We start from the raw sequence: 23,559 nt of genomic DNA, 5'->3' as shown, positions 1-23,559 counted from the left end.
CTATTGTTGTGGACAAAGTTGGTGATAAAGTTTATTACGAATCCTGTTTATGGAGCTAATCCTGTTCTTCCTCAATCTGAGAATCTTCTTTTCTTATCTATCAAATCAAGAAAAATCTGACGTTTAAAAAAAGACATAATTCTGTCTTGCTATTACTTGAAGTAAAGCCAGTGGATGTTTTTATTCTTGATTATTCTCATTGGTGCATCCACTCTGGTCTCATCCGAGTGGTCTTTTAGTGTATATTTTTTTGAGCATTATCTCTTTTTAAAATTTCAAATCTGTTAGAAGTGTCGTGAATTTTCCGATAAAGCTCGGCGGTAAAGTAGATGACGTTATTGGTGAGGGCTAACACTCTTTTTTATCTCAAGACGCTTTTCTTGATAATATAACTAGTTAGTAATAAAATATTTTCAAGATAAAGAATTGAGGTATTATAAATGACTATTGAACTGGGAATTACAACTTTTGGCGAGACAACTCCTTTGGAAAAAACAGGTGAGCTTTTAAGCCACGGGCAACGTATTCGCAACCTGGTGGAGGAAATTGAGTTGGCTGACAAGGTAGGTTTGGATATTTATGCTATTGGCGAACACCATCGCGAAGATTTTGCGGTGTCTGCACCGGAGATTATTTTAGCAGCAGGAGCAGTTAATACCAAGCGTATTCGTCTCTCGAGCGCGGTGACTATTTTATCTTCTAATGATCCTGTTCGTGTTTACCAACAGTTTGCGACTATTGACGCCCTATCAAACGGTCGTGCAGAAATCATGGCTGGTCGTGGCTCATTTATCGAATCCTTCCCACTCTTTGGCTACGATTTACGGGATTACGATGAGCTATTTGATGAGAAATTGGATATGCTCATTAAGATACGTGATAATACAGAACTAAGCTGGGCAGGCAAACATACCCAAACGGTGGAAAAAAGACCTGTCTATCCAAGAGCTATCCAAGAAGACTTTCCAATTTGGGTGGCGACAGGTGGAAACTTGGATTCAACGGTTAAAATTGCGGAGCGTGGTTTACCTATCGCCTATGCGACAATCGGTGGCAATCCCAAGGCCTTTGGACAGTTAGTCGCTATTTATCGTGAAATTGCGAGTCGACATGGTCATGATTTGAGCAAAATGAAAGTTGCAGCACATTCATGGGGGTGGCTGGAAAAGAGTAACCAATCAGCTATTGACAATTATTACTACCCAACCAAGACTGAAACAGATAATATTGGGAAGGATCGTCCTCACTGGTCATCGATGACTTATGAGACTTACTTGCAACAAGTAGGACCAGACGGGGCAATGTTTGTCGGAGATCCAGAGCATGTTGCCACAAAAATCATCGGATTGATTGAAGCACTTGGACTTAACCGTTTCATGTTGCATTTACCGATTGGCTCAATGCCCCATGAAGAAGTATTGGAAGCCATTCGCCTCTATGGGGAAGAAGTAGCTCCCCTTGTTCGAAAATATTTTGACGGGAAATAAGTAGTTATTAAAAACAGTAAATGACCTAAAATAAATTAAGATAAAACCTGAGTACTGGATCAGGCAAAGTTGAAAAAAGTTCATTTTGGGTAATTTTGATATACGTCCCTGATAGTAGACAGTACTTGAGTACGGCAAGTCGAAAGTGACGATCTATCAAAGTTAATCCATTTGACTATACTTTTTCAATTTTTCTATTGTTTAGAGGGGGTGACCTTTTGTAGTATCTTTCTGAGTTGTTTTTCATACCCTAAGTTGACTAATGTTATTTTTAGAATTTTTCTTTTTGAAATAAAATTTGGAAAATTTGAATTTTTTTGAAAATAGTCTTGTTTTCAAGCTTATTTTCATGATATAATAAGCACAATTTTTATTTAGGAGGAACTCATGTGAAACAAACGCTATCACGAAAAGATTCATTCTTCATTGGCTCAATGCTTTTTGGTATTTTATTTGGAGCTGGTAATCTGATTTTCCCAGTTCATATGGGTCAAGAAGCAGGAGCAAACATTTGGTCAGCCAATTTAGGGTTTTTATTGACAGCTATAGGTTTTCCTTTTCTCAGTATTATGGCTATTGGGCTCTCAGGAGGAAAGGGGGTATTTCATTTGGCAAGTCGCGTAACTAAACCATTTGCCTACTTTTTCACAATTGCATTATATCTAGTGATTGGTCCTTTTTTTGCGATGCCACGTTTGGCGACAACTTCATTTGAAATTGCATTTGCTCCTTTTTTAAGTGATACAATGAAGACACCAGCACTGGCTGTTTATTCGGTGATTTTCTTTGGTTTAGCCTATCTGTTATCGAAAAAACCTGGTAAATTGATTGATATTATTGGAAAATATATCAATCCAGCCTTCTTATTGGTACTGGGAATTGTTCTTCTTCTTGTGATTGTCAGTCCATTAGGGGCTGTTAAAACTGCAGCAGTAGGTCAAGCCTATCAGTCTGCCCCATTCTTAAAAGGCTTTATTGAAGGCTATAATACTCTTGACGTTTTGGCTGGTTTAGCCTTTGGTATCGTCGTCATTACGGCTCTTAAACAAAAGGGGATTACTCAACCTAAATCACTTGCAATAGAGATGACAAAATCAGGTTTGATAGCCATGGGGCTTATGGGACTCATCTACACCCTGCTCGGCTATGCAGGAGCTACAAGTCTTGGTGGTTTTGATATGAGTGAAAATGGTGGTATTGCACTTGGACAAATTACAGCTCATTATCTTGGCGCCCTTGGAAGCATTATCCTTGCGCTTATCGTTTTCCTAGGTTGTTTTAAAACGTGTATTGGATTGACAACTGCTTGTTCAGAAACCTTTAACGAACTCTTTCCAAGCAAACCTTATGACTTCTACTTGATGGTCTTTTCAATCCTTCCAGCTATTATTGCAAATGTTGGTTTGACACAAATTATCCAACTATCACTCCCGGTTTTGATGTTTATCTATCCTTTAGCGATTGTCTTAGTTTTATTGGGAATTGCGTCAGCTTGGTTGCCATTGTCACAAAAAGTTTACCAATCCGTTATTGTGTTTACTTTATTAGCAGCTATCGTAGATGGATTAAACGCAACACCAGCGCTTATCCATGAGTTAGCACCTGTTCAAGGACTAATCAACTTTGCAGCAAAAGTGTTACCGTTTTTTGAACTTGGTATGGGATGGATTTTACCAGCTCTAGTTGGTCTAGCAGTAGGTGTCATCTGGCAACAGTTTGAAAAAGAAAAATTAACAGTTTATAGTTAATGTTTATGTTCTGATACTCATCCAAAATCAAAAACTAACTTTCTGTAACCATTGTCTGTTGACGATGGTTTTTAATACTCTGCAAAAATCCCAAGCAGACCTTATTGACGTGATTTGATGAACTTTAGTTCTATCTGCTATCTGTGTCGCCTAGTTTGCTTTGGATTTTCATTGAGTATAAGTTTGATAAGCTGCTATGAACACTAGTCGTGTGATAATATCTTCAAATCGTATAAAAGAGTGATTGTGCTTTCTTTTTCTGTGAGAAAGACTACAGTCACTCTTTTTATTGACCTAGCGAAATTCGGCTATTTAAGCTATAATAATTAAGTTATGGAAAATCAAAATCTTAGTAAAATCACCCAGGAATTGGGATTAAAAAGTCAACAAATTGAGCAAGTTTTAGCCTTAACGGCAGAAGGAAATACCATTGCTTTTATCGCTCGTTATCGTAAAGAAAAAACGGGTAATTTAGACGAAGTCCAAATCAAAGCTATTATCGATTTGGATAAGTCTTTGACGGTTCTTTCAGATCGAAAAGAGACTGTCCTTGCAAAGATTGAGGAGCAAGGTAAGCTAACAGAACAACTTCGTCAGGCTATTCAAGCAGCTGAAAAATTAGCGGATGTTGAAGAACTTTATTTACCCTATAAAGAAAAACGCCGTACCAAAGCGACAATTGCGCGTGAAGCAGGTCTGTTCCCATTAGCCCGTCTCATCTTGCAAAATGTTCCTCATCTCGAAAAAGAAGCAGAAAGCTTTACCACTGATGGCTTTGAAACAGCCGAAAAGGCCTTAGCAGGTGCTTGTGATATCTTGGTTGAGGCTTTATCAGATGATAATAAATTGCGGTCTTGGACTTATAATGAAATTTGGGCTAACAGTCAGTTAACTTCTCAGCTCAAGGATCAAGAAGCGGATGATAAGCAAATTTTCCAAATCTATTATGATTTTGAAGAAGCTGTGAAAAAAATTCAAGGGTATCGTGTTCTTGCCCTCAACCGCGGAGAAAAATTAGGAGTCTTAAAGGTTACTTTTGAGCATAACCTTGAGAAAATGCTTCGTTTCTATGAAGCCCGATTCAAAGAAAAAAACGACTATATCCACAAGATTGTTCAAGAAGCTTGTAAGAAAAAAATTATTCCAGCAATGGAACGTCGTATTCGGACAGAATTAACAGAAAGTGCAGAAGATGGAGCCATTGGTCTCTTTTCAGAAAACCTTCGTAATCTGCTTTTGGTATCTCCATTAAAAGGTAAAATGGTTCTTGGTTTTGATCCAGCCTTTCGTACAGGAGCTAAATTAGCTGTTGTTGATCAGACAGGAAAGTTGATGACAACACACGTTATCTATCCAGTACCACCAGCAGGTCAAGCGAAGATAGAAACAGCTAAAAAAGAATTGGCAGAACTCATCCGAACCTATGCTATTGAAATCATTGCTATTGGTAATGGGACAGCTAGCCGTGAAAGCGAAGCCTTTGTTGCAGAAGTTCTTAAGGAGTTTCCACAAGTTTCCTACGTTATTGTGAATGAATCCGGCGCATCTGTCTATTCAGCCTCAGAATTGGCTCGTCAGGAATTTCCTGATTTAACTGTTGAAAAACGTTCAGCCATTTCCATTGCACGCCGCCTCCAAGATCCGCTGGCAGAATTGGTGAAAATTGATCCAAAATCCATTGGTGTCGGTCAATATCAGCACGATGTTAGTCAGAAAAAACTGGCAGAGAATCTTGATTTCGTTGTGGATACCGTGGTTAACCAAGTTGGTGTCAATGTAAATACAGCAAGTCCAGCTCTCTTGGCTCATGTTTCAGGACTAAACAAGACTATTTCTGAAAACATTGTCAAATACCGTGAAGAAAATGGTACTATCAAATCTCGTGCGGAGATCAAAAAGGTTCCTCGTCTTGGTGCTAAAGCTTTTGAGCAAGCGGCAGGTTTCCTACGTATTCCAAACGCTAAGAATGTCCTTGATAATACGGGGGTTCACCCAGAAAGTTATGCGGCTGTTAAAACACTCTTCAAACAGCTTGACATCAAGGATTTGGATGATTCCGCAAAAGTAAAATTACAAGCCCTAAATGTTGCTGAAACAGCTAAGCAGCTCGAACTTGGTCAAGAAACGCTGAAAGATATTATTCAAGACCTTCTCAAACCAGGTCGCGATCTTCGTGATGACTTTGAAGCTCCTGTTCTTCGCCAAGATGTTCTTGATATTAAGGATTTGACGATTGGGCAAAAACTTGAAGGAACTGTACGTAATGTTGTGGATTTCGGTGCCTTTGTGGACATCGGTCTTCACGACGATGGTCTTATCCACATCTCACAAATGTCCAAGACCTTTGTCAAACACCCAAGCCAAGTCGTCTCAGTTGGTGATATTGTGACTGTCTGGGTATCAAAACTTGACCTTGAGCGCGATAAAATTAATCTTTCCTTGGTAAGTCCGCGTGAATCTAACTGATTTCGTTAGACAAGTTTCACTGGAAGATTTTGGTTGTGACTTTCGTCACCAAGCCTACTGGAATAAGCGCTTGAGAACGACTGGTGGACGATTCTTTCCTAATGATGGCCATTTAGATTTCAATCCTAAACACTTGGAAGTATATGGAGAAGCGATTTTTCGTCAGATTGTTCGACACGAGCTGTGTCATTATCATCTTTATTTTCAGGGAAAAGGTTATAAACACCAAGATCGAGACTTTAAACAGTTGCTAAAAGAAGTTGATGGGATTCGCTTTGCTCCTAAGCTTCAAGAAATCAGCTACAAACATACTTATTATTGTCAAAATTGTGGACAAATCTATCCTCGCAGACGACGAATTGACCTCAAAAAATACCGTTGTGGTAGGTGCCAAGGTAAGTTAAGTGATGAAAATATTGCAAATCAGTCGTAAGGCTGATTTGTTTTTTTCTGCTTTGGCTTATACTTATATTATGAAAATACGGGATCAGATTTATGGTTAGAAGGAGAATATGATGGAGGATCAATTTTATCGATTGAAACGTGGACGGGTTCTGGCAGGAGTGCTTGCTGGTCTATCAGATAAGTTCAATTGGGACCTTAATTTGGTGAGAGCACTTTTTGTAGTATCCTGTCTGTTTGCACAGTTTCCAATTATTATCTACGTGGTATTAGCTATCTTTTTACCCTATAAAGAAGATTTGGAGAGACAGCGTTTTGGTAGTAGCAAACGTCGTCGTAAAAATGCTGAATCAGTAGGTTCTGACGATGATGACTGGCTTTGGTAAGTCTATAAAAGAGCTATTTAAGAAGTATTACAGCAACAGCTATGTCTTTTGATATTATCGCTAGCTAGCTTTGAAGCCATAGTTTATGACTTGGAAGAGCAAACTATTTATGAGGACAAGGAAAGATTAGATTGGTTTGTGACATTTTCTAGCAAACTAGTCTCTCTTTTTTTGAAAATGCCCCCCTTTTTCTGAAAGTTGGTGAGCGCTTACTTTTTTCTGAAAATATGATATAATGTTCTGAAATAAAGCTTTTAGTTAAGGAGAACTTATGTCTGTTACAGTTCAAATGCTGGTAGATAAAATTAAGTGTGATATTATCTATGGTGATGACACATTGCTAGCTAAAAAAATAACGACTTCAGATATTTTAAGACCCGGTCTTGAAATGACAGGTTATTTTGATTACTATGCGCCTGAGCGTGTTCAATTGGTAGGAATGAAAGAGTGGTCTTACCTCAATGCCATGACGGCACATAACCGTTTTCAGGTTTTGAGTGAGATGTTCAGATCTCAGACACCTGCTATTATTGTCTCTCGTGGTTTGGAAATTCAGGAAGAAATTATTCAAGCGGCTAGTAAAAATGGTGTTGCTGTTCTCTCCAGTGAAATCCCAACTAGTCGATTATCCGGTGAAATCTCATGGTATCTTGATTCTTGTTTGGCTGAGCGAACCAGCGTACATGGAGTCCTTATGGATATCTATGGCATGGGTGTTCTGATTCAAGGTGACTCGGGAATTGGTAAGAGTGAGACCGGACTAGAGTTGGTCAAACGTGGTCACCGTCTCGTTGCTGATGACCGTGTTGATGTTTATGCCAAGGATGAAGAAACGCTTTGGGGCGAGCCAGCAGAAATTTTACGTCATCTCTTGGAAATTCGTGGTGTTGGTATCATTGATATCATGAGTCTTTACGGAGCAAGTGCTGTCAAAGATTCCTCACAAGTTCAATTAGCCATTTATCTTGAGAACTTTGAACCCGGAAAAGTTTTTGATCGCCTCGGAAACGGTAACGAAGAAATTGAATTTTCAGGTGTTAAAGTTCCCCGTGTGCGTATCCCTGTAAAAACAGGACGAAATGTATCGGTTGTGATTGAGGCAGCCGCGATGAACCACCGCGCAAAGTTAATGGGCTTTGATGCAACGAAAACATTTGAAAATCGTTTGACAAACCTTATTTCTAGAAATGAGGCTGCAGAAAATGATTGATCCTACAGCCTTAAAGCTAGGACCTCTTGAAATTCGCTGGTATGCCTTGTGTATCGTTACAGGCTTAATTTTGGCTGTTTATTTGGCTATGAAAGAAGCACCGCGAAAAAAAATAAATCCGGATTCTGTTCTTGATTTTATTCTCATCGCCTTTCCTATCGCTATTCTTGGGGCACGTTTTTATTATGTTATCTTTGAATGGTTATACTACAAGGATCATCTATCTGAAGTCTTCGCTATTTGGAATGGTGGGATTGCTATTTATGGCGGTTTAATAGCTGGAGCCTTGGTTCTTTACTTTTTCACGAGACATCATTTTATTGATACAGTGGACTTCTTGGATATTGCCGCACCGGGTGTTATGATTGCACAAAGTTTGGGACGCTGGGGAAATTTCTTCAATCAAGAAGCTTTTGGTAAATCAGTTCAACACTTGGACTACCTTCCAGAATTTATCAGAAATCAGATGTATATTGATGGTGCGTATAGAACGCCAACTTTCCTCTATGAATCACTTTGGAATCTTATTGGCTTTATTATCATCATTAGTTTGAGACACAAACCGAAACTTTTGAAAAAGGGTGAGCCAAGTCTCTTTTACCTAATATGGTATGGTTGTGGTCGTTTTGTAATCGAAGGCATGCGAACAGACAGTCTTATGTTGGCAGGATTGAGAGTATCACAATGGTTATCGGCTCTGTTGATTATCGTTGGACTAATTCTTTTTATCTACCGCAGACGCCGTTCTGATATTCCTTTTTACCTTAATCTTAAAAATGCAAACAAATAATAGGAGAACATATGAATTTAGTAGGTATTTCAGTTTTTATTATCGCTCTGGCCTTTGTTGCCTTAGTGGTTTACTTGATTATGGTATTGAAAAAAGTTGCAGGAACAATTGATGAGGCACAAGAGACCATCAAGGTACTGACCAGTGATGTGAATGTAACGCTCTTTCAAACCAATGAAATTTTAGCCAAAGCCAATGTCTTAGTTGAAGATGTTAATGGTAAAGTTTCGACGATTGATCCACTTTTTGTCGCTATTGCTGATTTGTCAGAAAGCGTCTCTGATTTGAATGTTAAAGCTCGTAATATTGGTCAGAAAACTAATGGTGTCGGCAGTGCATTAAGTACAGTTGGTAAATCATACGTTACTGGTAAAGTTGGCGCAAAATTATTTAAAAAAAAGAATAAATAAGTATTTGTTTAGGAGGAAACAACATGGCAAAATTAGGAAAATCATTACTCATTGGTGCAACAGTTGGTGTAGTGGCGGCGTATTTCTTTAGTACAGCTAAAGGAAAAGAAGCCAAAGCTAAAGCTAGTGACTTTATCACTGACTACAAAGAAAATCCTGAAGAATATAATCAGTACGCCAAAGAAAAAGCTAATAGCTATAAAGATTTGACTGTTGAAAAGTTCAATGATTACAAATCAAAATATGAAAACGGAAACTTGACTCCCGAAGAAGTTTTTGAACAGGTTAAAGAAAAAGCAGCTCTTGTTAAAGAAATAGCCGTTCAAAAAATGAATCAGATTGCTGATTGGGAAGGTGATGAAAAGGCAGATAAGAACAATCAAGATGTCAAAAGTGCAGTAGAAGTAGATGATATTGTTATTGACTACTCTGATGATGAAGAAGCTTAGTCATAACCGCCCGTGACGACAGGTGGTTATGATTTTCACAACGTGAAAAACTGGCTTGAAGCCATAATCACAAAAAGAGCGACAAAGTCGGATTTCTAGGAAATCAGCGATTTTGTCGTTCTTTTTTTATGGTTAGGTTATCTAGTTTGCTGGGGTATTTGTTTCTACTGCCCGTCAGTTACCGTCTTTACAAGCAATGCTAACTAAAAATCAAAAATAGATTATGCTCCAATTCTATAAACAATTGATTTTATATTCAATGAAAATTAAAATTAGACTGGGTAGCTCTGATGCAGCTAGAACTAAAGTTTATCACCTCAAGTCAATAAGGTTTGGATGTGATTTTTAAAGAGTGTTAAGTCAAAACAATGCAAATTTTGAAAGACTTTCTGCAGTTTTCAATCACTTCATTAAGCATTTTAAAGGCTTGATTCTCAAACGTTTGTGACGCGAAAGCAAGAAGATTACCGACAGGTAAAAACGTAAGTTCTCAGGACAGAGAATCATGCATTGGAGGTATCTGCAATAGAAAACATAGGAAAGATTGTTTAATTCGTTTCATCGATTAAGATAAAGTTGTTTTATAGTATTTGGGGTGTATCTATTTTTATTAAATATAAGGTAATCAAATGAAGAAGCTATGTGTTTTCGACCTTAACTGTTATTCAGGGGTGCAAAAATCCTACTACAACGAAAATAGTACCTCACAAGAAAAGTTGTAAGGTACTATTTTTTTAGAAATGTAATGATAATTTGGTATACAATAGAGGTTAAAGCAGTGGCAACCAACATTGCAATCGGAAAGGCTAAATAGGGTTCAACGCTAAAACTTAAAAGAACAAATGCTGTAAGTACAGTAAAAATCGAGAAAATCGCAATTTGTCCAAAAAAGGCTAACTCTCTAAGTCTGATGTTATTATGATCAAAGTCTTGGTAACTTTGATATTTTTCCTCTAACTCTACTTCTTGATGACGTTGCTCATCTGGCAGAGTTTTTTTATTTAAATGACTTGCCATAACAACTCCTACGTTTAATTCCATATCATAATACCATAATAAACGAAGCTTGTCACTAGTTTTTAGAAATAAAAAAGCTGTTTTAGTATTTAAATACCACAACAACTCAAAGTATTTCTTTTTGTAGTATTAGAATACAAAAAAAACACTTCCAAAATTAAGGTAAAATAATGATATAATGTCCCTATAATATCGAATTGATAATTAGGAGGTCTTTATGGCAGAATTTAAATTTGAAATTGTTGAAAAACTCTTAGTGTTATCGGAAAATGATAAGGGATGGACCAAAGAATTAAACCGTGTCAGTTTTAATGGAGCAGAACCAAAGTTTGACATCAGAACTTGGAGCCCTGACCATACTAAAATGGGTAAGGGAATTACGCTGACCAATGAAGAATTTCAAGTTCTGGTTCAAGAATTTAAGAAATAAAAAATAAGATTGGTGTTATTTACCAATCTTATTTTTATGTTGTAGACGATCCGCAATGCCAATGATAATAAAAACAGCACCGAGAAAGACAAATATCCATTTGGCTGCCATTAAACCGTATAAAATAAAAATAGCAGCGGATAAATAAGCAAGATATTCCCTAGACATGATAACTCCTCAAATTGTTATGAATATATAGTCTTTTGAATTAACTTTGATACACGTCATTTCCGATTTGTCGTACTCAAGCACTGCCCGCATCTTCCGTTCCTTATCTGAAAGTTAATTCATTTGACTATAGTGTAACATTTTTAGAATGACGGATAAAGAAAAATCGCCCTTTGAAAGAGTGATTTTTCTTTTTTATTACAGGTTATTTTTGAAACCAAATTTAAAATGAAATAGTATGTGCAACACGCATCCTCCCTAGATAAAAATTATTTTATTCAAGGGAGTAAGAGTGACCAGTAGGCATTCTTTGACCGTGATTCAAACCAGAAGGTAAACTTTTAGGATATGCTCTACTAATCTTGTCTCCAATGTAAGAATCACTTCATCGTTGGGAAAAGTAACACATCACGAATGGTTGTTGTGTCTGTTAGGAGCATGCAGAGGCGGTCAATACCAATACCCAGTCCACCTGTTGGTGGCATACCATATTCAAGAGCTTCAACGTAGTCATAGTCGATACCAGTTGCTTCGTCGTCACCTAGTTCTTTAGCTTGTGCTTGTGCTTCAAAACGTGATAACTGATCAATTGGATCGTTCAGCTCTGTAAAGGCATTACCGTATTCTTTAGTCATGATAAAGAGTTCAAAGCGGTCTGTGAAACGAGGGTCTTTATCATTTTTCTTAGCAAGTGGTGACACCTCAACAGGATGTCCATAGACAAAAGTAGGCTGAATGAGTGTTTCTTCAACGAATTCTTCAAAGAAAGCATTGATGATGTGACCGACGGAAGTAAAGTGTTTTTCAAGCGGTACTTTTTTCTCCTTAGCAACAGCAACAGCTTCTTCTAAAGTCATGTCTTGCCAGAAGTCAACTCCAGTGATTTCTTTAACAGCATCAACCATGTGGACGCGTTTGAACGGTTCATTGATTTTGATTTCAGTTTCTTGGTAGATGACTGGCTCATCTCCTTTTACAGCTTTTGTTACGTGCTGGATGATACCTTCTGTCAAGTCCATGATGTCTTGATAGTCAGCATAGGCTTGATAGACTTCGATAGATGTGAATTCAGGGTTGTGGGTAGCATCCATTCCTTCGTTACGGAAAATACGTCCGATTTCGTAAACACGCTCCATACCTCCAACGATAAGACGTTTTAAATGCAACTCAGTTGCAATACGAAGTACCATGTCAATGTTTTGAGCATTATGATGGGTGATAAATGGACGGGCAGCAGCACCACCTGCCTCATTATGAAGAACGGGTGTTTCTACTTCAAGGAAGCCAAGACCATCAAGGTAACGGCGCATTTCAGAAATGATTTTTGAACGGGTTACGAAGCGATCAAAACTGTCACGGTTAGAAATCAAATCAAGGTGGCGTTTACGATAAATGGTTTCAACGTCTGTCAATCCGTGGAATTTCTCAGGAAGAGGACGAAGAGCTTTTGAAAGGTGCGTTAATTTTGTAGCTTTAATAGAAAGTTCACCCATGTCTGTGCGCATGATTTCACCTTCAACACCAAGAAAATCACCCAAGTCAGCTTTTTTGAAAATCTCATAATTTTCTTCACCAACAGTATCTTTACGAACATAAAGTTGAATTTGACCTTCACGGTCTTGAAGGTGGGCAAATCCAACCTTACCTTTACCACGCTTAGTCATTAAACGACCTGCAACAATAGCAGTTTCGTTTAGATCGTGCAAGTCTTCCTTGCTCTTATCAGCATATTTTTCTTTTAATTCGCCAGAATTTGCAGTGCGTTCGAAACGTTTACCGAATGGGTCGATACCTTGTTCAGCAAGAGCCGTCATTTTTTCGCGACGGACAATCTCCTGGTCATTCAATTCTTCCATATGTTCTTTAGACATGATGACATCCTCCAATAAATAATCACCCTATTGTAACACAAAACGCTTGATAATTCACTATTGTTAGAATGCTGTTTGGTAAAAAATAAAGAAAATGATATAATAGTCACGTTTGAAAAAATAGAAAAAGGATTTAGCATTCATGATAACCTCAATTGTTTTTGATGTCGATGATACGATTTATGATCAGCAAGCACCTTATCGTTTGGCGATGGAGAAGTGTTTTCCTGATTTTGATATGAGTCAGATGAATCAGGCTTACATTCGTTTTAGACACTATTCAGATATTGGTTTTCCGCGTGTTATGGCTGGAGAATGGACGACAGAGTATTTTCGTTTTTGGCGTTGTAAAGAGACGTTGGTGGAATTTGGTTATCGTGAGATTGATGAAGCTGAAGGGAATCACTTTCAAGAAATCTATGAGCATGAGTTAGAGAATATCACCATGCTTGATGAGATGCGCATGACTCTTGATTTTTTGAAGTCTAAGAATGTGCCAATTGGGATTATCACCAATGGTCCAACTGAGCATCAATTAAAAAAAGTGAAGAAGCTTGGACTTTACGACTATGTTGATCCTAAGCGTGTGATTGTGAGTCAGGCGACTGGGTTCCAAAAACCTGAAAAAGAAATTTTTAATTTAGCCGCCGAGCAGTTTGACATGAGTCCAGCGACAACGCTTTATGTTGGGGATTCCTATGACAATGATGTCATGGGTGCTAAAAATGGTGGCTGGCATGCTATGTGGTTTAACCATCGTGGGCGGAGCTTAAAAGCAGGTACGAAACCGGTTTATGATGTCGCTATTGATAATTTTGAGCAACTGTATGGGGCGGTAAAAGTCTTGTTTGACCTCCCTGATAACAAGTTTATTTTTGATGTTAATGACAAGAAAAACCCTATTCTTGAAATGGGACTTAATAACGGACTTATGATGGCAGCTGAACGACTTCTAGAAAGTAATATGAGTATTGATAAAGTGGTTATTTTACTTCGTCTTGATGCCAAGCAAGAAAAAATCTTACGTATGAAATATGCAAATTAAAGGTCTTTGGGACGTGTTCCCAAAGACCTTTAATTATTATAATGACTGGTATCATTCCAGAGCTTCAAAGTATAATTTTTTAAATCATCGGTTTCTAGTATGGTGAGACTGGCATTATCCAAACCACCTTGTGCTCGTAATAAAGCAGGCTCAAAACCAAGTAGACTTCGGATGGAAGCCGTCAGATGGGCACCGTGTCCGACAAGAAGTATGTTCTCAAGTTGTTTATCGATTTTCTCTTGTAGGAAAACTTCTAAACGATGGGTTGCTTGGTAGACTGATTCCGCTTCAAAGTTATGTGCCTTGAAGACGCCTAGATTATGGCTAAAGGCGTTCATTTGAGAAGGATAGATTGATTTAACCAGACTTATTTTTTGTCCTTCAAGTTTTCCAAGATCCCATTCCCTCAAAGCCTTTGTGGTGATGATTTCTGTTGGGGTGTGACTTTGAGCCATGATCAGTTTTGCTGTGACTTTGGCTCTTTTCAAATCACTTGAGTAAACTTTGTCGAAGTGAACATCAGCTAGTCGTTTTCCTAATTTTGCAATAGTATCGTAGGATTCTTCTAGTAAGGGCGAGTCTCCTTTAGCGCCCTGAAAACGACCCTCTTCATTCCACAGGGTTTTACCATGTCGTACAAAATATAGTTTCATATTTACTCCTTACTCTTTGATGACTGTGATTCCAAAAGGGAAAAGACTGATTTGTACTAGTTTCCAACATTGTCTAGCAAAAGGGATTCCAATGATGGTTAGGCAGAGGAAAAAGGCAAACGTTAAGTGAAGTAGGGCTAATTCCCAACCAAAAAGCAGAATCCAGATGATATTGAGAAATAGGCTCGTTCCTTTATCAGAGATGATTACTTCTTTTCCAAAAGGGAAAAGACCAAAACTGGCAATTTTGAAACATTGCAGTCCTAGTGGGATTCCAACGATGGTTATACAGAGTAGGATACCGATCATTGACCATGTGATAAAAGACCAGAACCCAGAGAAGATGAACCAAATAAGATTTCCAATAAATGACATACTACTCCTTTATATCAGCGAATTTAGCTTGAACAAAATCAGCTAGGGTTTGACTATCAATTCTAATTGATCGACCGATCTCACCACCAGATACAATCATGTTTCCTTTTTCAAGAGCCACTTCATCAATAAAAATGGGGAAATTGTATTTCTGACGAATACCGACAGGATTGTTAGCGCCGTGGACATAGCCAGTTGTCTTTTGCAGATCTTTTTGAGGAATCATGTGAACTTTTTTATTACCAGAAATCTTAGCTAGTTTCTTTTCAGCTAAATGTTCTGTTATGGGGATAATACCAATGATTGGACCGGTTTTATCTCCGATTAAAGCTAGCGTTTTGAAAATATCATCTTTTTTGATATTTTCTGGAAGTTGTCCTGTCTTGGCATTGATGACAAGACTGTCGTGTTTTATACCGGCCTTATCGAGAATTTGATCAACGAGGGTTTTCTTGATTTTATTTTTCTTACTCATTTTTTGTATTTTCCTTCAAGACGACTCATCCAAACCCCTAGGGCAATCCCTGCTACAAATAAAATGGCAGAAAAGATGAAGGTAGCAAAACTTGCACCTGCATAGGAAATGCTTTCAGCTGAACGAGGATTTGGCAAAATAATTAAGAGGGTACTTGATGTTACCAAGCCCAAAATAAAATGGTAAACACGAGAATGATGGTTTTCGAGCGCATAATCCATTACTTTTGAAAAGAGAATCATGGTGACGGCGCCACCGATAGCGATGGGGAGAAATACACCAGCTAAGTCTAAGCGTTTAAATCCTGTAAGCATAGGGCTGTAAAGTCCCATGATTAAGAGGAGGTTGGATGGGCTTAATCCAGGAACCAGAACTCCCAGAGCAATAAGTGCACCAGCCAAGATGAAACTAGCAAAGCTTGCAGGTATCGTTCCAACTAGGTCATTGAGGAAGAAAAGAAGGAGTCCTGAAACGATGAAAGTGACAATTAAAATGCTCCAATCTGTTCTATCGCGGCGACCGTCAATAGTGGCTTCTTGCCAAAGTGAGGGAAGGGTACCAACGATAGCCCCCGTAAAAGCCCAAAGGGTAGCGACTTGATAATTAGCGAGTAACCATTCAAGCGGAGCAGAAAAGAGAGCAATTCCAAGAATACCGCCTACACCAACAGGTAGAAAAAAGAGAATATTTTTAAGAAAATCACGAGTAGGGTGAGCTAGAAATGCAATGATTTTTTGGTAGAGCCCCAAAATTGATGCTAGTACGCCCCCGGACACACCCGGCAGGATAAAACCAAGTGCAATGATAATACCTTTAGCCAAACGGCTAAGCCATGCAAACATATATGCCTCCAAATAAAAAATAGTACAACTTAAATTATACCATTTTTATGTCGTTATAGCTGATTATAATAGGTTTGAACCAACTTGATGAAGTCTTCAACAGTATAGTCTACACCCCAGTAATAGTTGGCCATGCTTGTCCAATAGTCAACAGGGTCGGTGTGATCAGTACCTCCAATATATCTGGAAATCATATCATGAGTCCAGATGGTTCCTTGTCCATCTTCTTGCCCAACTGTGACTGGTAGATGGTAATGGTGCAACTGTTTAGCAGTGTAGAAAGCTGCGTTAGCTAACTGTCTTGTAAAACCTTCTGAATCTTCTTCTCTGATCATTTCAAATTGGATATAGCTAGGATTTGCCTTAGGACCGGCACCCTGTGCCATAAAATTAGTATCTGCAATGGTCAAAATTTGATTGGCATCGATGAAGCTATGGACAAAGACGCCTGATGATAGATAATTTTTTTTCATGTAATTAACTTCATCATCAACAGTTGAGCTATCATTGCCTGTTTCATGAATGATAATGCCTTTTGGTTGACGGTTAAGGTTGAGATAGGGCAGCTTTGTAAAACTCTTGTTAATCTGTTTTGAAAAGTTGACTTTTGGATAGCCTAAGTCAGCAACAGATTGGTTAATAGGATTTTCTTGAATGACAGTAAGTTTATTGGCTAATGTATAATATTTCTTGCCATTAAATGTAAAGCCAGCAAATAGCTGATTATTCCCTCTGAACCACTCTTCCTGATAGGAAATGATGGTAATTGTCTCCTGTTTAGAAAATGGATTACTAACCTGGTGAAACTGCGCATCAAATAGTTTTTGATGATGATCGATTTTAGCTATTTGTTGCGTTTCGTATTGAAGTCGCTCTCTAGATTTGAAATAGTGGAATATTGCAAATCCGGTTAGAATAATTACCAGGAAAAAAAGTATGGCAATCAATTTTTTCTTGTTTTTTTTAGAACGCTTATGACGTCTTTTATATCTTTGCATGAACTATATTTTAGCACAAAAGCACAAAATGCTTCAAAAAAGTTTTAAATTATTTTGGTAAAAAGATTCTATTTGCATGGGCTGATACTAAGAGCATTAGGCTAATCAAAACAAGGACGAGCGTTGCTAAACCAGCAATACCATTAACACTCAAGGAGTACCAAAGGGCTGACATACCTTTAGGAGCGTATGAACCCCAGAAAATCACACCTGCGAGGAAGTGCCAGAAGTAGCGCACACCAACTGCTAGCAAACTAGCCAAAAAACTAGTAATGATGGCTGTTTTTGTATCTTTTGAACGAATAGCCGTCTGAAATGGCTTATGAAAAATTCCCGCTAAGCCCATTGAAACAAATGCTAGGATGTATTCTATTAATACTTGAGAGAAAGCTAAGTAGTAAACTTTTCCAAGAACAAAATGCATGAGTCCCCAAAGAAGTCCAGATAATAGACCGTATTTTGGACCGCGACGTAGTGCGAAGACGACCAGTGGAACAGCTCCGAAGGAAGGAGTGAACCAGTTGGCAAAATCAGGTATAAATGAGAGAACCATCGCCAGTGCGGCAAAAATGGCAGCTTCAACGAGAGCATTAAGATTTTTCGACATAAAAAGACTCCTTTTCGACAAAGAGGGAGTCTTACCAAGTTCATAATGACACAATTCCTACGCTGGTACTAACCAGATCAGGTTGATAAGGATTCCACAAACACGTGGTCTCAGCCAGAAGGCACTCCCTTGTGATATTTAATTTTAGATGTTGTTTATATTATAAATGACATCGATTACAGACAGTTTAACGAAAAAAAAACAACCTGTCAATAGATTGTTTTATTCTTGAGCCTCTTTGCTAGGCTTTCTGCCGAATAACTTTTTATACGTTGAGCCGATGTCTTTGTTACTAGCAATCTGATTTAAATCAAGAGGCTTAGCGAAACCGTCAACATAACCTTGAGAGGTGTACTGGTGGAGGTCGTAGTTGAGAGATGTATTTGGATCTTCTTCGTAGTAACCTGAATCAGTACCGTATGTTGGGAACCAAACGGCATCAAACTTATCAGTGGAAATACTATGTTCTTCCATAAAGTACGTTCCAATGTATATGCCGATATTTTTAGCACCTTGTTTTTCAAGTTCACTTCGGAAGGCTTCAACACCCTTGTTCATATCTTCCATCGTTTTTTCTTCAACATCTAACCAATAATAGGTTGGTTTATACGGCTTAGACTCTTTATAAAGGATGCGTGCTTCTTCTTTCATTTCTTTGACACTGGCGCCCATGACATAGGCATAGACAGCTACAGGGACATCACGCTTTTGAAATTCCTTGATATGTTTTTTGTAAGATTTATCAACGCCCTTAGCGTTGGTGGCATTATTATCAATTCCAATACCTGACCCTCCAAAGACACGAACAATTGCCCCAGAAATATTTTTTGATAGGGTGTCGTAGTCAATTTCTTCAGGCAACTGCCATCCAGAAACATCAATGATGGGATCAAGGGAAGTAATAGCTTCTTCTTTTTCTGTACTTGTTGCTGTTTTATTTTTAGGAGCAGTACTTACGGTTGGGATGGTCGCCTTAGCAGCATTTAGCTGAACTGTTCGGGCAAACATGGCATAAGACTTTGCAATTACCAATATAAGAATAGGTAAACCTAAGAGTATAAAAGCAACCGGTGGCTTAATTCTCTTTCTCATCTTCGTTATATTGTAACTTAAAAAATATAAAAAATCAAAGTAACTTGCCTTGAAAAGCGATAGTAAAGCTGTTTTGTCACATAATTGTCATATTTTAATAGTTTTAACTTATATCTGAGTATAGGAAAGATATATTTCTCAACTATAGGGAGCTTTGTTAAAATAAAGCAAAAAATGATTGGAGAACATTTATGGTTGAGAAATATTTTGAACATGTCGGTTCTTTTTTAAGGCCGGAAGTCTTGCAAAATGCACGTAGGGCTTACGAGTTAGGAAGGCTTTCGCAAGAAGATTTAAAGTCTGTTGAAGACATTGCCATCAAGGATTTGGTTGATAAACAAGTTGCTGCTGGTTTAGAAAAAGTGACTGACGGAGAATTTCGTCGTGCTTATTGGCATCTTGATTTTTTCTGGGGGTTTCAAGGAATTGAGCATGTTCAAGCCTCTTCGGGTTATCAGTTTCATGGGCAGGAGACGAAGGCGGATTCTGCTTTAATTTCTGGGAAGATCGCTGGAGAAAATCACCCTTTTGTTGAAGCCTATCGCTTTTTGAAAAACTATGTTGATTCCAAAGGTGTGGCTGTTGAAGCTAAGTACACCATTCCAGCTCCCTCGCAATTTTATTTTGAATTGATTCGGGATCAAGAGCATGTGGATAAGTTAAATGAGATTTATCCTGACTTTGAGGAGCTTCGCGCTCATATCAAAGCTGCTTACTTACAGGTTATTAATGATCTGGTTGATGAGGGCTTAAAAACGCTACAAATTGATGATTGTACATGGGGTGTCTTGGTAGATGATAATTTCTTAACTGTCTGGGCTCAAGCTCAAGGAAACTCTAAAGAAGATGTTAGAGATGAGTTATCTAAACTCTTTTTAACCTTGAACAATGATGTTTATGAAAATGTTCCCGAAGGGCTTTTGGTCAACACACATGTCTGTCGTGGGAATTTTCATTCCACTTGGGCATCATCAGGAAGCTATGATTCAGTCGCAAAAGCCTTATTTACTGATGAAGCAGCCAAAACCTATTTTTTGGAATTTGACGATGAACGTTCTGGTGGATTTGAGTCTTTGGTAGCAATCAAGGACCCAGAAAAAGTAGCCGTTTTAGGTCTAATCACGTCAAAATTTCCAGATTTAGAAGATAAGGAGCAGTTGATAGCTCGTCTTAAAGAAGCTAGTAGATACCTTCCTTTAGAACAACTTTGGCTTTCTACCCAGTGTGGCTTTGCCTCAACAGAAGAAGGAAATATTTTAACTGAAGAAGATCAATGGAAAAAATTGGCACTGGTTAAAGAAATTATTGATGAGGTTTGGAATTAAAAAATAAAGTCATTTCTAAAAATCCTTGAATTATTGATGATTTTACAACTTCTGGTCAAATTGAGACTTATTTGAGATAATAGGGTTATGAAAGATGCAAAAAAATTACGTTTAACCATCCAAAATATCACTAAAATTGCTATCTTATCTGCCATGTGCGTGGTTTTACGCTATGCTTTTTCAGCCTTACCAAATATCCAACCAATCACAGCTTTATTTATGATTTTGGTAGGGTTTGAAAGTTTGTGGCTTGCTTTTCTGGTGATGGCTTTAAGTATGCTGATTTCCTCTTTTTTATTGGGCTTTGGTCCCTGGGTTTTCTTCCAGATTTTTAGCTTTGGTGTCATTTTGTTTATTTGGAAAATACTGTTAATTAAAAAGTGGAATATTTATTATTTGTCATTTTTTTCAGCAATACTAGCCTTCTTGTATGGTATGATTATTGATAGTGTTATGGCTGTTTTCTTTAAAATGCCTTGGTGGTCTTATGTGCTAGCTGGGCTACCCTTTAATCTAAACCATGCCTTATCAACACTCTTATTTTACCCTATCTTAGAAAGAATTTTGAGGAGATTTTACTATGAAGAAAGTTTTAAAACCAATCGTACTTGCTAGTTCCTTGTTACTACTGGCAGCGTGCTCTAATGATGATGCCAATAAAAAGCCAGAATCTGACGAAGTCAAGGTAACTGTATCTGTCAAACCTCAAGGTGAAAAAGCTGATAAAAAAGAAGTCATCGTTGATAAAGATGATTCAGTTATGGATGCCTTAGAAGAAGCCTATGAAGTAGAAGATGATAATGGCTTTGTAACTGAGATAGATGGTCACAAACAAGACCCTGGAAAAAACCTTTATTGGATGTACAAAGTTAATGGGAAAATGCCAAGTAAGGGTGCCGAGCAAAACGGTGTCAAAGATGGTGACAAGATTGAATTTTATCAAGAAGTTTCCAACTAGCATAATAAAACGGACATTGATGTTTTATCAGTGTCCGTTTGTTGTTCATAGATATTTTTCAATATCCGTTTTTAGGGATGCGGGTTCTGTTTTGGATGAAAAGCGCTTGATGACTTTTCCTTCCCTATCTATCAAGAATTTAGCAAAATTCCATTCAATAGCCTTACCAAGAGGTCCTCTAGTTTCTTCTTTTAACCATGTAAAGAGAGGTGAGGCTTCTTTACCGTTAACTTTGATCTTAGCAAAACGTGGAAAAGTCGTCTGATAGTTGAGTTGGCAGAAGTTATTGATTTCATCAGCTGTGCCGGGTGCTTGATTCATAAACTGATTGCAAGGAAAGTCTAAGATGGCAAAACCTTGTTCATTATAGGTGTCGTAGAGTTCCTGTAGCCCCTGATATTGCGGAGTTAAGCCACAGCCTGTTGCAGTGTTGACAATTAAAACAACTTTACCAGAGTAGGCTTCAAGTGACACCTTACGACCATCTTGTGCCTTGACGGTAAAATCATTTAGCTTAGGCATTTTCGAGCTCCTGACTATAAGCGATGATTTGGTCAACAGTGTCGCTTAAGAACTGGATAGTGTCACGAAGTGGTTTATCAGTTGAAATATCAGCACCGATAATCAAAGCTGTGTCAAGTGGTGTTTTACTGCCTCCTGATTTTAGAAGGTTTAGCCATTCTTGAGCTCCATTGTCATTTTGTTTAAGATTGAGGTAACCAGCTGTTGAAAGAACTAGCCCAGCAGAGTACGTATAGCTGTAGAGTCCCATGTAATAGTGAGCTTGGCGCATCCAGGTCAAAGCAGCATCGTCGTCTATGTCAACAGCATCGCCCCAGAAGTCGGTCAAGACCTCTTTCATGAAAGTGTTTAAAGTGTCGGCACCGAACGTGCCACCTGCTTCAATTAAATCATAAACCTTACGCTGGAAGGCAGCTTCAAGCAAGTGTGTGATGAAGTTGTGGAAGTAAGTGTCCGTTAAACGATGAGCTAAGGCGAAGCGTTTTTGGCGTGGGGTGTCAAATTGATTTTCCAAATAGTCACTCAAAAGCAACTCGTTGAAGGTAGACGGAGCTTCCACATAGTAAGTTGACATGTGAGTATTGTAGTAGGATTGGTGGTTGTCTGAGAAGATGAATTGACCTGAATGACCAATCTCGTGGATAAGGGTATAGACATCAGACATGCGACCTGTCCAGCTCATGAGCACATAAGGATGAACCTTATAAGGATCAGCTGCATAGCCACCAGATTCCTTGTTTTCGTTAGCTGCAAAGTCAACCCAGCGTTCTGTTTGATAGCGTTCAACCTCTTTGACGTATTCCTGTCCAAGTGGTGCGACTGATTTCATGACCAAATCATAAGCATCATCAATGGAAACCTTCGGATTGAGGTCATTGTCAATGTCCAACTTCCAGTCGGCAAAGGTCATTTTATCTAAACCATTAACTTTAGCGACGTGTTTGAGGTATTTTTGAGCCACTGGTCCAAACTCAGACATGATGAGGTCTATTTGGCGGTCAAACATGCTACGGTCAACTTCTTGGTCAGCCAAAAGATAGTCGTAGACAGAATCGTAACCACGCATATCTGCGATTAATTTTTCAGCTTTGACTTTGGAAAGGTAAGCAGCGGCAGCAGCATTTTGATGAGCTTTCAAACCTTTTGAAAAAGAACGAAATGCTTTTTCACGAACATCAGCATTTTCATGATTTTGGTAGAAGTTTTCATAAGTGACAAAGGAATTCTTATAGGTTTTTCCATCAACTTCAAAGTCCTCCATAGTAAAATCACCAGCACGCATCTTAGTGTAAATATCATAAGGTGCATCAAGTACTTCTCTCAAGTTTGATAAGGCTTTTTCGACTTGAGGGTCAAGAAGATGCTCTTTTTGGATTTTTGCCTGACGAATGGCTGCACTAAAGTGTGGATTGGCTTCTAATTCATCTAGAATAGCTGAGTCAGCCGTTGCTAGAGCGGTATCAAAGAAACTGAGAGCTACACTAGCTTTAGTAGCAAAATCATCTCCTGCCTTAGCGATTTCAGCAAACTCTGCGCTTGAAAAGTCAGTCGTTTGAGGCATGAAAGCATAAGTTTCAATGTGACTCATTTGGATGTAGATTTGCTCCAATTCTATGAGCGCCTGTGTGAAATCATCAACTGACTCCAGTTTATTTTGATAATCACGAACGAAGACATCGATATCTCCCAAAGCTTTTTCAATGGCTAAAAGAAAATTTTGGCGGTCTTTGTAGAGGGCTGTCAAATCCCAAAGTTCATTTTCGGGAAATTCTGAGCGTTTTTTTAATTCCATAGCTAAACTCCTTTTTTTATCTAGTATACCAATCTGAAGTA

General features: G+C 38.3%; 26 protein-coding genes and 1 riboswitch. Of the genes, 14 read left to right on the top strand and 12 right to left on the bottom strand.

The features are described from left to right. The first annotated feature begins 440 nt into the window (after nt 1-440). The 9 genes from A3IA_RS0105970 (at nt 441) to A3IA_RS0105930 (ending at nt 9,348) form a co-directional block, all read left to right on the top strand. On the top strand, nt 441-1,487 hold the full coding sequence (locus A3IA_RS0105970; protein WP_018380413.1) for an LLM class flavin-dependent oxidoreductase: 1,047 nt from the start codon (nt 441-443) through the stop codon (nt 1,485-1,487). 389 nt (nt 1,488-1,876) lie between these two features. After that, on the top strand, nt 1,877-3,235 hold the full coding sequence (gene brnQ / locus A3IA_RS0105965) for a branched-chain amino acid transport system II carrier protein (RefSeq protein ID WP_018380412.1): 1,359 nt from the start codon (nt 1,877-1,879) through the stop codon (nt 3,233-3,235). A 333-nt stretch (nt 3,236-3,568) separates the two neighbouring features. Beyond that, nucleotides 3,569-5,701, top strand: coding sequence for a Tex family protein (locus A3IA_RS0105960; protein ID WP_018380411.1), 2,133 nt, complete (start codon nt 3,569-3,571; stop codon nt 5,699-5,701). Beyond that, nucleotides 5,688-6,134: a SprT family protein gene (locus A3IA_RS0105955; RefSeq protein ID WP_018380410.1), complete on the top strand. Its 447-nt coding sequence runs from the start codon at nt 5,688-5,690 to the stop codon at nt 6,132-6,134. Before A3IA_RS0105960 ends, A3IA_RS0105955 begins: the two co-directional genes overlap by 14 nt. 82 nt (nt 6,135-6,216) lie before the next feature. Next, nucleotides 6,217-6,489: a PspC domain-containing protein gene (locus tag A3IA_RS0105950; RefSeq protein WP_018380409.1), complete on the top strand. Its 273-nt coding sequence runs from the start codon at nt 6,217-6,219 to the stop codon at nt 6,487-6,489. 271 nt (nt 6,490-6,760) lie between these two features. After that, nucleotides 6,761-7,699 carry an HPr(Ser) kinase/phosphatase gene (hprK, locus tag A3IA_RS0105945; RefSeq protein ID WP_018380408.1) on the top strand — a complete coding sequence of 313 codons (939 nt, stop codon included), beginning with the start codon at nt 6,761-6,763 and terminating at the stop codon, nt 7,697-7,699. Further along, nucleotides 7,692-8,489 (top strand): prolipoprotein diacylglyceryl transferase, encoded by a 798-nt coding sequence (lgt, locus tag A3IA_RS0105940; RefSeq protein ID WP_018380407.1) that lies wholly within the window; start codon nt 7,692-7,694, stop codon nt 8,487-8,489. Before hprK ends, lgt begins: the two co-directional genes overlap by 8 nt. Nucleotides 8,490-8,500: 11 nt before the next feature. Further along, nucleotides 8,501-8,899 carry a DUF948 domain-containing protein gene (locus A3IA_RS0105935; protein WP_018380406.1) on the top strand — a complete coding sequence of 133 codons (399 nt, stop codon included), beginning with the start codon at nt 8,501-8,503 and terminating at the stop codon, nt 8,897-8,899. A 23-nt stretch (nt 8,900-8,922) separates the two neighbouring features. Next, nucleotides 8,923-9,348 (top strand): YtxH domain-containing protein, encoded by a 426-nt coding sequence (locus tag A3IA_RS0105930; RefSeq protein ID WP_018380405.1) that lies wholly within the window; start codon nt 8,923-8,925, stop codon nt 9,346-9,348. Between the two features lie 726 nt (nt 9,349-10,074). Here A3IA_RS0105930 and A3IA_RS0105925 read toward each other — a convergent pair. Beyond that, nucleotides 10,075-10,365 carry a DUF3270 family protein gene (locus tag A3IA_RS0105925; protein WP_018380404.1) on the bottom strand — a complete coding sequence of 97 codons (291 nt, stop codon included), beginning with the start codon at nt 10,363-10,365 and terminating at the stop codon, nt 10,075-10,077. A 217-nt stretch (nt 10,366-10,582) separates the two neighbouring features. Here A3IA_RS0105925 and A3IA_RS0105920 point away from each other — a divergent pair, with 217 nt between their 5' ends. Next, complete coding sequence (locus tag A3IA_RS0105920; protein ID WP_018380403.1) at nt 10,583-10,795, top strand: YdbC family protein; 213 nt, start codon at nt 10,583-10,585, stop codon at nt 10,793-10,795. A 15-nt stretch (nt 10,796-10,810) separates the two neighbouring features. Here A3IA_RS0105920 and A3IA_RS13250 read toward each other — a convergent pair whose 3' ends face one another. Beyond that, a complete protein-coding gene (locus A3IA_RS13250; protein WP_018380402.1) occupies nt 10,811-10,963 on the bottom strand; it encodes a hypothetical protein in 153 nt (50 codons plus the stop codon). A gap of 380 nt (nt 10,964-11,343) precedes the next feature. Next, a complete protein-coding gene (gene lysS, locus A3IA_RS0105910; RefSeq protein ID WP_018380401.1) occupies nt 11,344-12,834 on the bottom strand; it encodes a lysine--tRNA ligase in 1,491 nt (496 codons plus the stop codon). A 142-nt stretch (nt 12,835-12,976) separates the two neighbouring features. Here lysS and A3IA_RS0105905 point away from each other — a divergent pair, with 142 nt between their 5' ends. Beyond that, nucleotides 12,977-13,879, top strand: coding sequence for an HAD family hydrolase (locus tag A3IA_RS0105905; RefSeq protein WP_018380400.1), 903 nt, complete (start codon nt 12,977-12,979; stop codon nt 13,877-13,879). 29 nt (nt 13,880-13,908) lie between these two features. On the opposite strand, the gene A3IA_RS0105900 is transcribed toward A3IA_RS0105905, so the two are convergent. The 7 genes from A3IA_RS0105900 to A3IA_RS0105870 all read right to left on the bottom strand — a co-directional run bounded on the left by A3IA_RS0105900 (nt 13,909) and on the right by A3IA_RS0105870 (nt 18,921). After that, nucleotides 13,909-14,532: a histidine phosphatase family protein gene (locus tag A3IA_RS0105900; protein WP_018380399.1), complete on the bottom strand. Its 624-nt coding sequence runs from the start codon at nt 14,530-14,532 to the stop codon at nt 13,909-13,911. Between the two features lie 9 nt (nt 14,533-14,541). Further along, nucleotides 14,542-14,907: a YccF domain-containing protein gene (locus A3IA_RS0105895; protein ID WP_018380398.1), complete on the bottom strand. Its 366-nt coding sequence runs from the start codon at nt 14,905-14,907 to the stop codon at nt 14,542-14,544. Between the two features lies 1 nt (nt 14,908). Continuing rightward, complete coding sequence (locus tag A3IA_RS0105890; protein WP_018380397.1) at nt 14,909-15,382, bottom strand: YbaK/EbsC family protein; 474 nt, start codon at nt 15,380-15,382, stop codon at nt 14,909-14,911. Continuing rightward, entirely contained in the window at nt 15,379-16,224 is an 846-nt protein-coding gene (locus A3IA_RS0105885) for a DUF368 domain-containing protein (RefSeq protein WP_018380396.1), read from the bottom strand. Before A3IA_RS0105885 ends, A3IA_RS0105890 begins: the two co-directional genes overlap by 4 nt. A gap of 53 nt (nt 16,225-16,277) precedes the next feature. Next, nucleotides 16,278-17,222, bottom strand: coding sequence for a peptidoglycan recognition protein family protein (locus tag A3IA_RS0105880; RefSeq protein WP_018380395.1), 945 nt, complete (start codon nt 17,220-17,222; stop codon nt 16,278-16,280). Nucleotides 17,223-17,271: 49 nt separating this feature from the next. Beyond that, entirely contained in the window at nt 17,272-17,829 is a 558-nt protein-coding gene (gene thiT / locus A3IA_RS0105875) for an energy-coupled thiamine transporter ThiT (RefSeq protein WP_018380394.1), read from the bottom strand. A 37-nt stretch (nt 17,830-17,866) separates the two neighbouring features. Next, nucleotides 17,867-17,968, bottom strand: a riboswitch (TPP riboswitch). Between the two features lie 83 nt (nt 17,969-18,051). Further along, nucleotides 18,052-18,921: a glycoside hydrolase family 25 protein gene (locus A3IA_RS0105870; RefSeq protein ID WP_018380393.1), complete on the bottom strand. Its 870-nt coding sequence runs from the start codon at nt 18,919-18,921 to the stop codon at nt 18,052-18,054. Between the two features lie 191 nt (nt 18,922-19,112). Between A3IA_RS0105870 and A3IA_RS0105865 the strand changes: the two genes are divergently transcribed. From A3IA_RS0105865 to A3IA_RS0105855, 3 genes are all read left to right on the top strand, one after another. Beyond that, entirely contained in the window at nt 19,113-20,246 is a 1,134-nt protein-coding gene (locus tag A3IA_RS0105865) for a 5-methyltetrahydropteroyltriglutamate--homocysteine S-methyltransferase (RefSeq protein ID WP_018380392.1), read from the top strand. Between the two features lie 87 nt (nt 20,247-20,333). After that, entirely contained in the window at nt 20,334-20,861 is a 528-nt protein-coding gene (locus A3IA_RS0105860; protein WP_018380391.1) for an ECF transporter S component family protein, read from the top strand. Beyond that, a complete protein-coding gene (locus A3IA_RS0105855; RefSeq protein WP_018380390.1) occupies nt 20,827-21,204 on the top strand; it encodes a DUF4430 domain-containing protein in 378 nt (125 codons plus the stop codon). The genes A3IA_RS0105860 and A3IA_RS0105855 overlap by 35 nt, the downstream gene beginning before the upstream one ends. Nucleotides 21,205-21,249: 45 nt before the next feature. Here the strand turns inward: A3IA_RS0105855 and A3IA_RS0105850 are convergent, their stop codons facing one another. Together A3IA_RS0105850 and pepF are read right to left on the bottom strand one after the other, a co-directional pair. Then, nucleotides 21,250-21,726, bottom strand: a complete 477-nt coding sequence (locus tag A3IA_RS0105850; protein WP_018380389.1) for a glutathione peroxidase — start codon at nt 21,724-21,726, stop codon at nt 21,250-21,252. Continuing rightward, nucleotides 21,719-23,518: an oligoendopeptidase F gene (gene pepF, locus A3IA_RS0105845; protein ID WP_018380388.1), complete on the bottom strand. Its 1,800-nt coding sequence runs from the start codon at nt 23,516-23,518 to the stop codon at nt 21,719-21,721. The genes A3IA_RS0105850 and pepF overlap by 8 nt, the downstream gene beginning before the upstream one ends. Between the last annotated feature and the right edge of the window lie 41 nt (nt 23,519-23,559).

It is taken from the genome of Streptococcus thoraltensis DSM 12221 (assembly GCF_000380145.1).
Lineage (GTDB): Bacteria > Bacillota > Bacilli > Lactobacillales > Streptococcaceae > Streptococcus > Streptococcus thoraltensis.
Note: the sequence above shows the minus strand (reverse complement) of the source record. Positions and strands in the feature narration are given on the sequence as shown.

Excerpts from the sequence above, each read along its gene's own strand:
- A3IA_RS0105970 (WP_018380413.1), top strand. The coding sequence starts at position 441 with ATGACTATTGAACTGGGAATTACAACTTTTGGCGAGACAACTCCTTTG.
- A3IA_RS0105960 (WP_018380411.1), top strand. The coding sequence starts at position 3,569 with ATGGAAAATCAAAATCTTAGTAAAATCACCCAGGAATTGGGATTAAAA.
- A3IA_RS0105950 (WP_018380409.1), top strand. The coding sequence starts at position 6,217 with ATGGAGGATCAATTTTATCGATTGAAACGTGGACGGGTTCTGGCAGGA.
- hprK (WP_018380408.1), top strand. The coding sequence starts at position 6,761 with ATGTCTGTTACAGTTCAAATGCTGGTAGATAAAATTAAGTGTGATATT.
- lgt (WP_018380407.1), top strand. The coding sequence starts at position 7,692 with ATGATTGATCCTACAGCCTTAAAGCTAGGACCTCTTGAAATTCGCTGG.
- A3IA_RS0105935 (WP_018380406.1), top strand. The coding sequence starts at position 8,501 with ATGAATTTAGTAGGTATTTCAGTTTTTATTATCGCTCTGGCCTTTGTT.
- A3IA_RS0105930 (WP_018380405.1), top strand. The coding sequence starts at position 8,923 with ATGGCAAAATTAGGAAAATCATTACTCATTGGTGCAACAGTTGGTGTA.
- A3IA_RS0105925 (WP_018380404.1), bottom strand. The coding sequence starts at position 10,365 with ATGGCAAGTCATTTAAATAAAAAAACTCTGCCAGATGAGCAACGTCAT.
- A3IA_RS0105920 (WP_018380403.1), top strand. The coding sequence starts at position 10,583 with ATGGCAGAATTTAAATTTGAAATTGTTGAAAAACTCTTAGTGTTATCG.
- A3IA_RS13250 (WP_018380402.1), bottom strand. The coding sequence starts at position 10,963 with ATGTCTAGGGAATATCTTGCTTATTTATCCGCTGCTATTTTTATTTTA.
- lysS (WP_018380401.1), bottom strand. The coding sequence starts at position 12,834 with ATGTCTAAAGAACATATGGAAGAATTGAATGACCAGGAGATTGTCCGT.
- A3IA_RS0105905 (WP_018380400.1), top strand. The coding sequence starts at position 12,977 with ATGATAACCTCAATTGTTTTTGATGTCGATGATACGATTTATGATCAG.
- A3IA_RS0105900 (WP_018380399.1), bottom strand. The coding sequence starts at position 14,532 with ATGAAACTATATTTTGTACGACATGGTAAAACCCTGTGGAATGAAGAG.
- A3IA_RS0105895 (WP_018380398.1), bottom strand. The coding sequence starts at position 14,907 with ATGTCATTTATTGGAAATCTTATTTGGTTCATCTTCTCTGGGTTCTGG.
- A3IA_RS0105890 (WP_018380397.1), bottom strand. The coding sequence starts at position 15,382 with ATGAGTAAGAAAAATAAAATCAAGAAAACCCTCGTTGATCAAATTCTC.
- A3IA_RS0105885 (WP_018380396.1), bottom strand. The coding sequence starts at position 16,224 with ATGTTTGCATGGCTTAGCCGTTTGGCTAAAGGTATTATCATTGCACTT.
- A3IA_RS0105880 (WP_018380395.1), bottom strand. The coding sequence starts at position 17,222 with ATGCAAAGATATAAAAGACGTCATAAGCGTTCTAAAAAAAACAAGAAA.
- thiT (WP_018380394.1), bottom strand. The coding sequence starts at position 17,829 with ATGTCGAAAAATCTTAATGCTCTCGTTGAAGCTGCCATTTTTGCCGCA.
- A3IA_RS0105870 (WP_018380393.1), bottom strand. The coding sequence starts at position 18,921 with ATGAGAAAGAGAATTAAGCCACCGGTTGCTTTTATACTCTTAGGTTTA.
- A3IA_RS0105865 (WP_018380392.1), top strand. The coding sequence starts at position 19,113 with ATGGTTGAGAAATATTTTGAACATGTCGGTTCTTTTTTAAGGCCGGAA.
- A3IA_RS0105860 (WP_018380391.1), top strand. The coding sequence starts at position 20,334 with ATGAAAGATGCAAAAAAATTACGTTTAACCATCCAAAATATCACTAAA.
- A3IA_RS0105855 (WP_018380390.1), top strand. The coding sequence starts at position 20,827 with ATGAAGAAAGTTTTAAAACCAATCGTACTTGCTAGTTCCTTGTTACTA.
- A3IA_RS0105850 (WP_018380389.1), bottom strand. The coding sequence starts at position 21,726 with ATGCCTAAGCTAAATGATTTTACCGTCAAGGCACAAGATGGTCGTAAG.
- pepF (WP_018380388.1), bottom strand. The coding sequence starts at position 23,518 with ATGGAATTAAAAAAACGCTCAGAATTTCCCGAAAATGAACTTTGGGAT.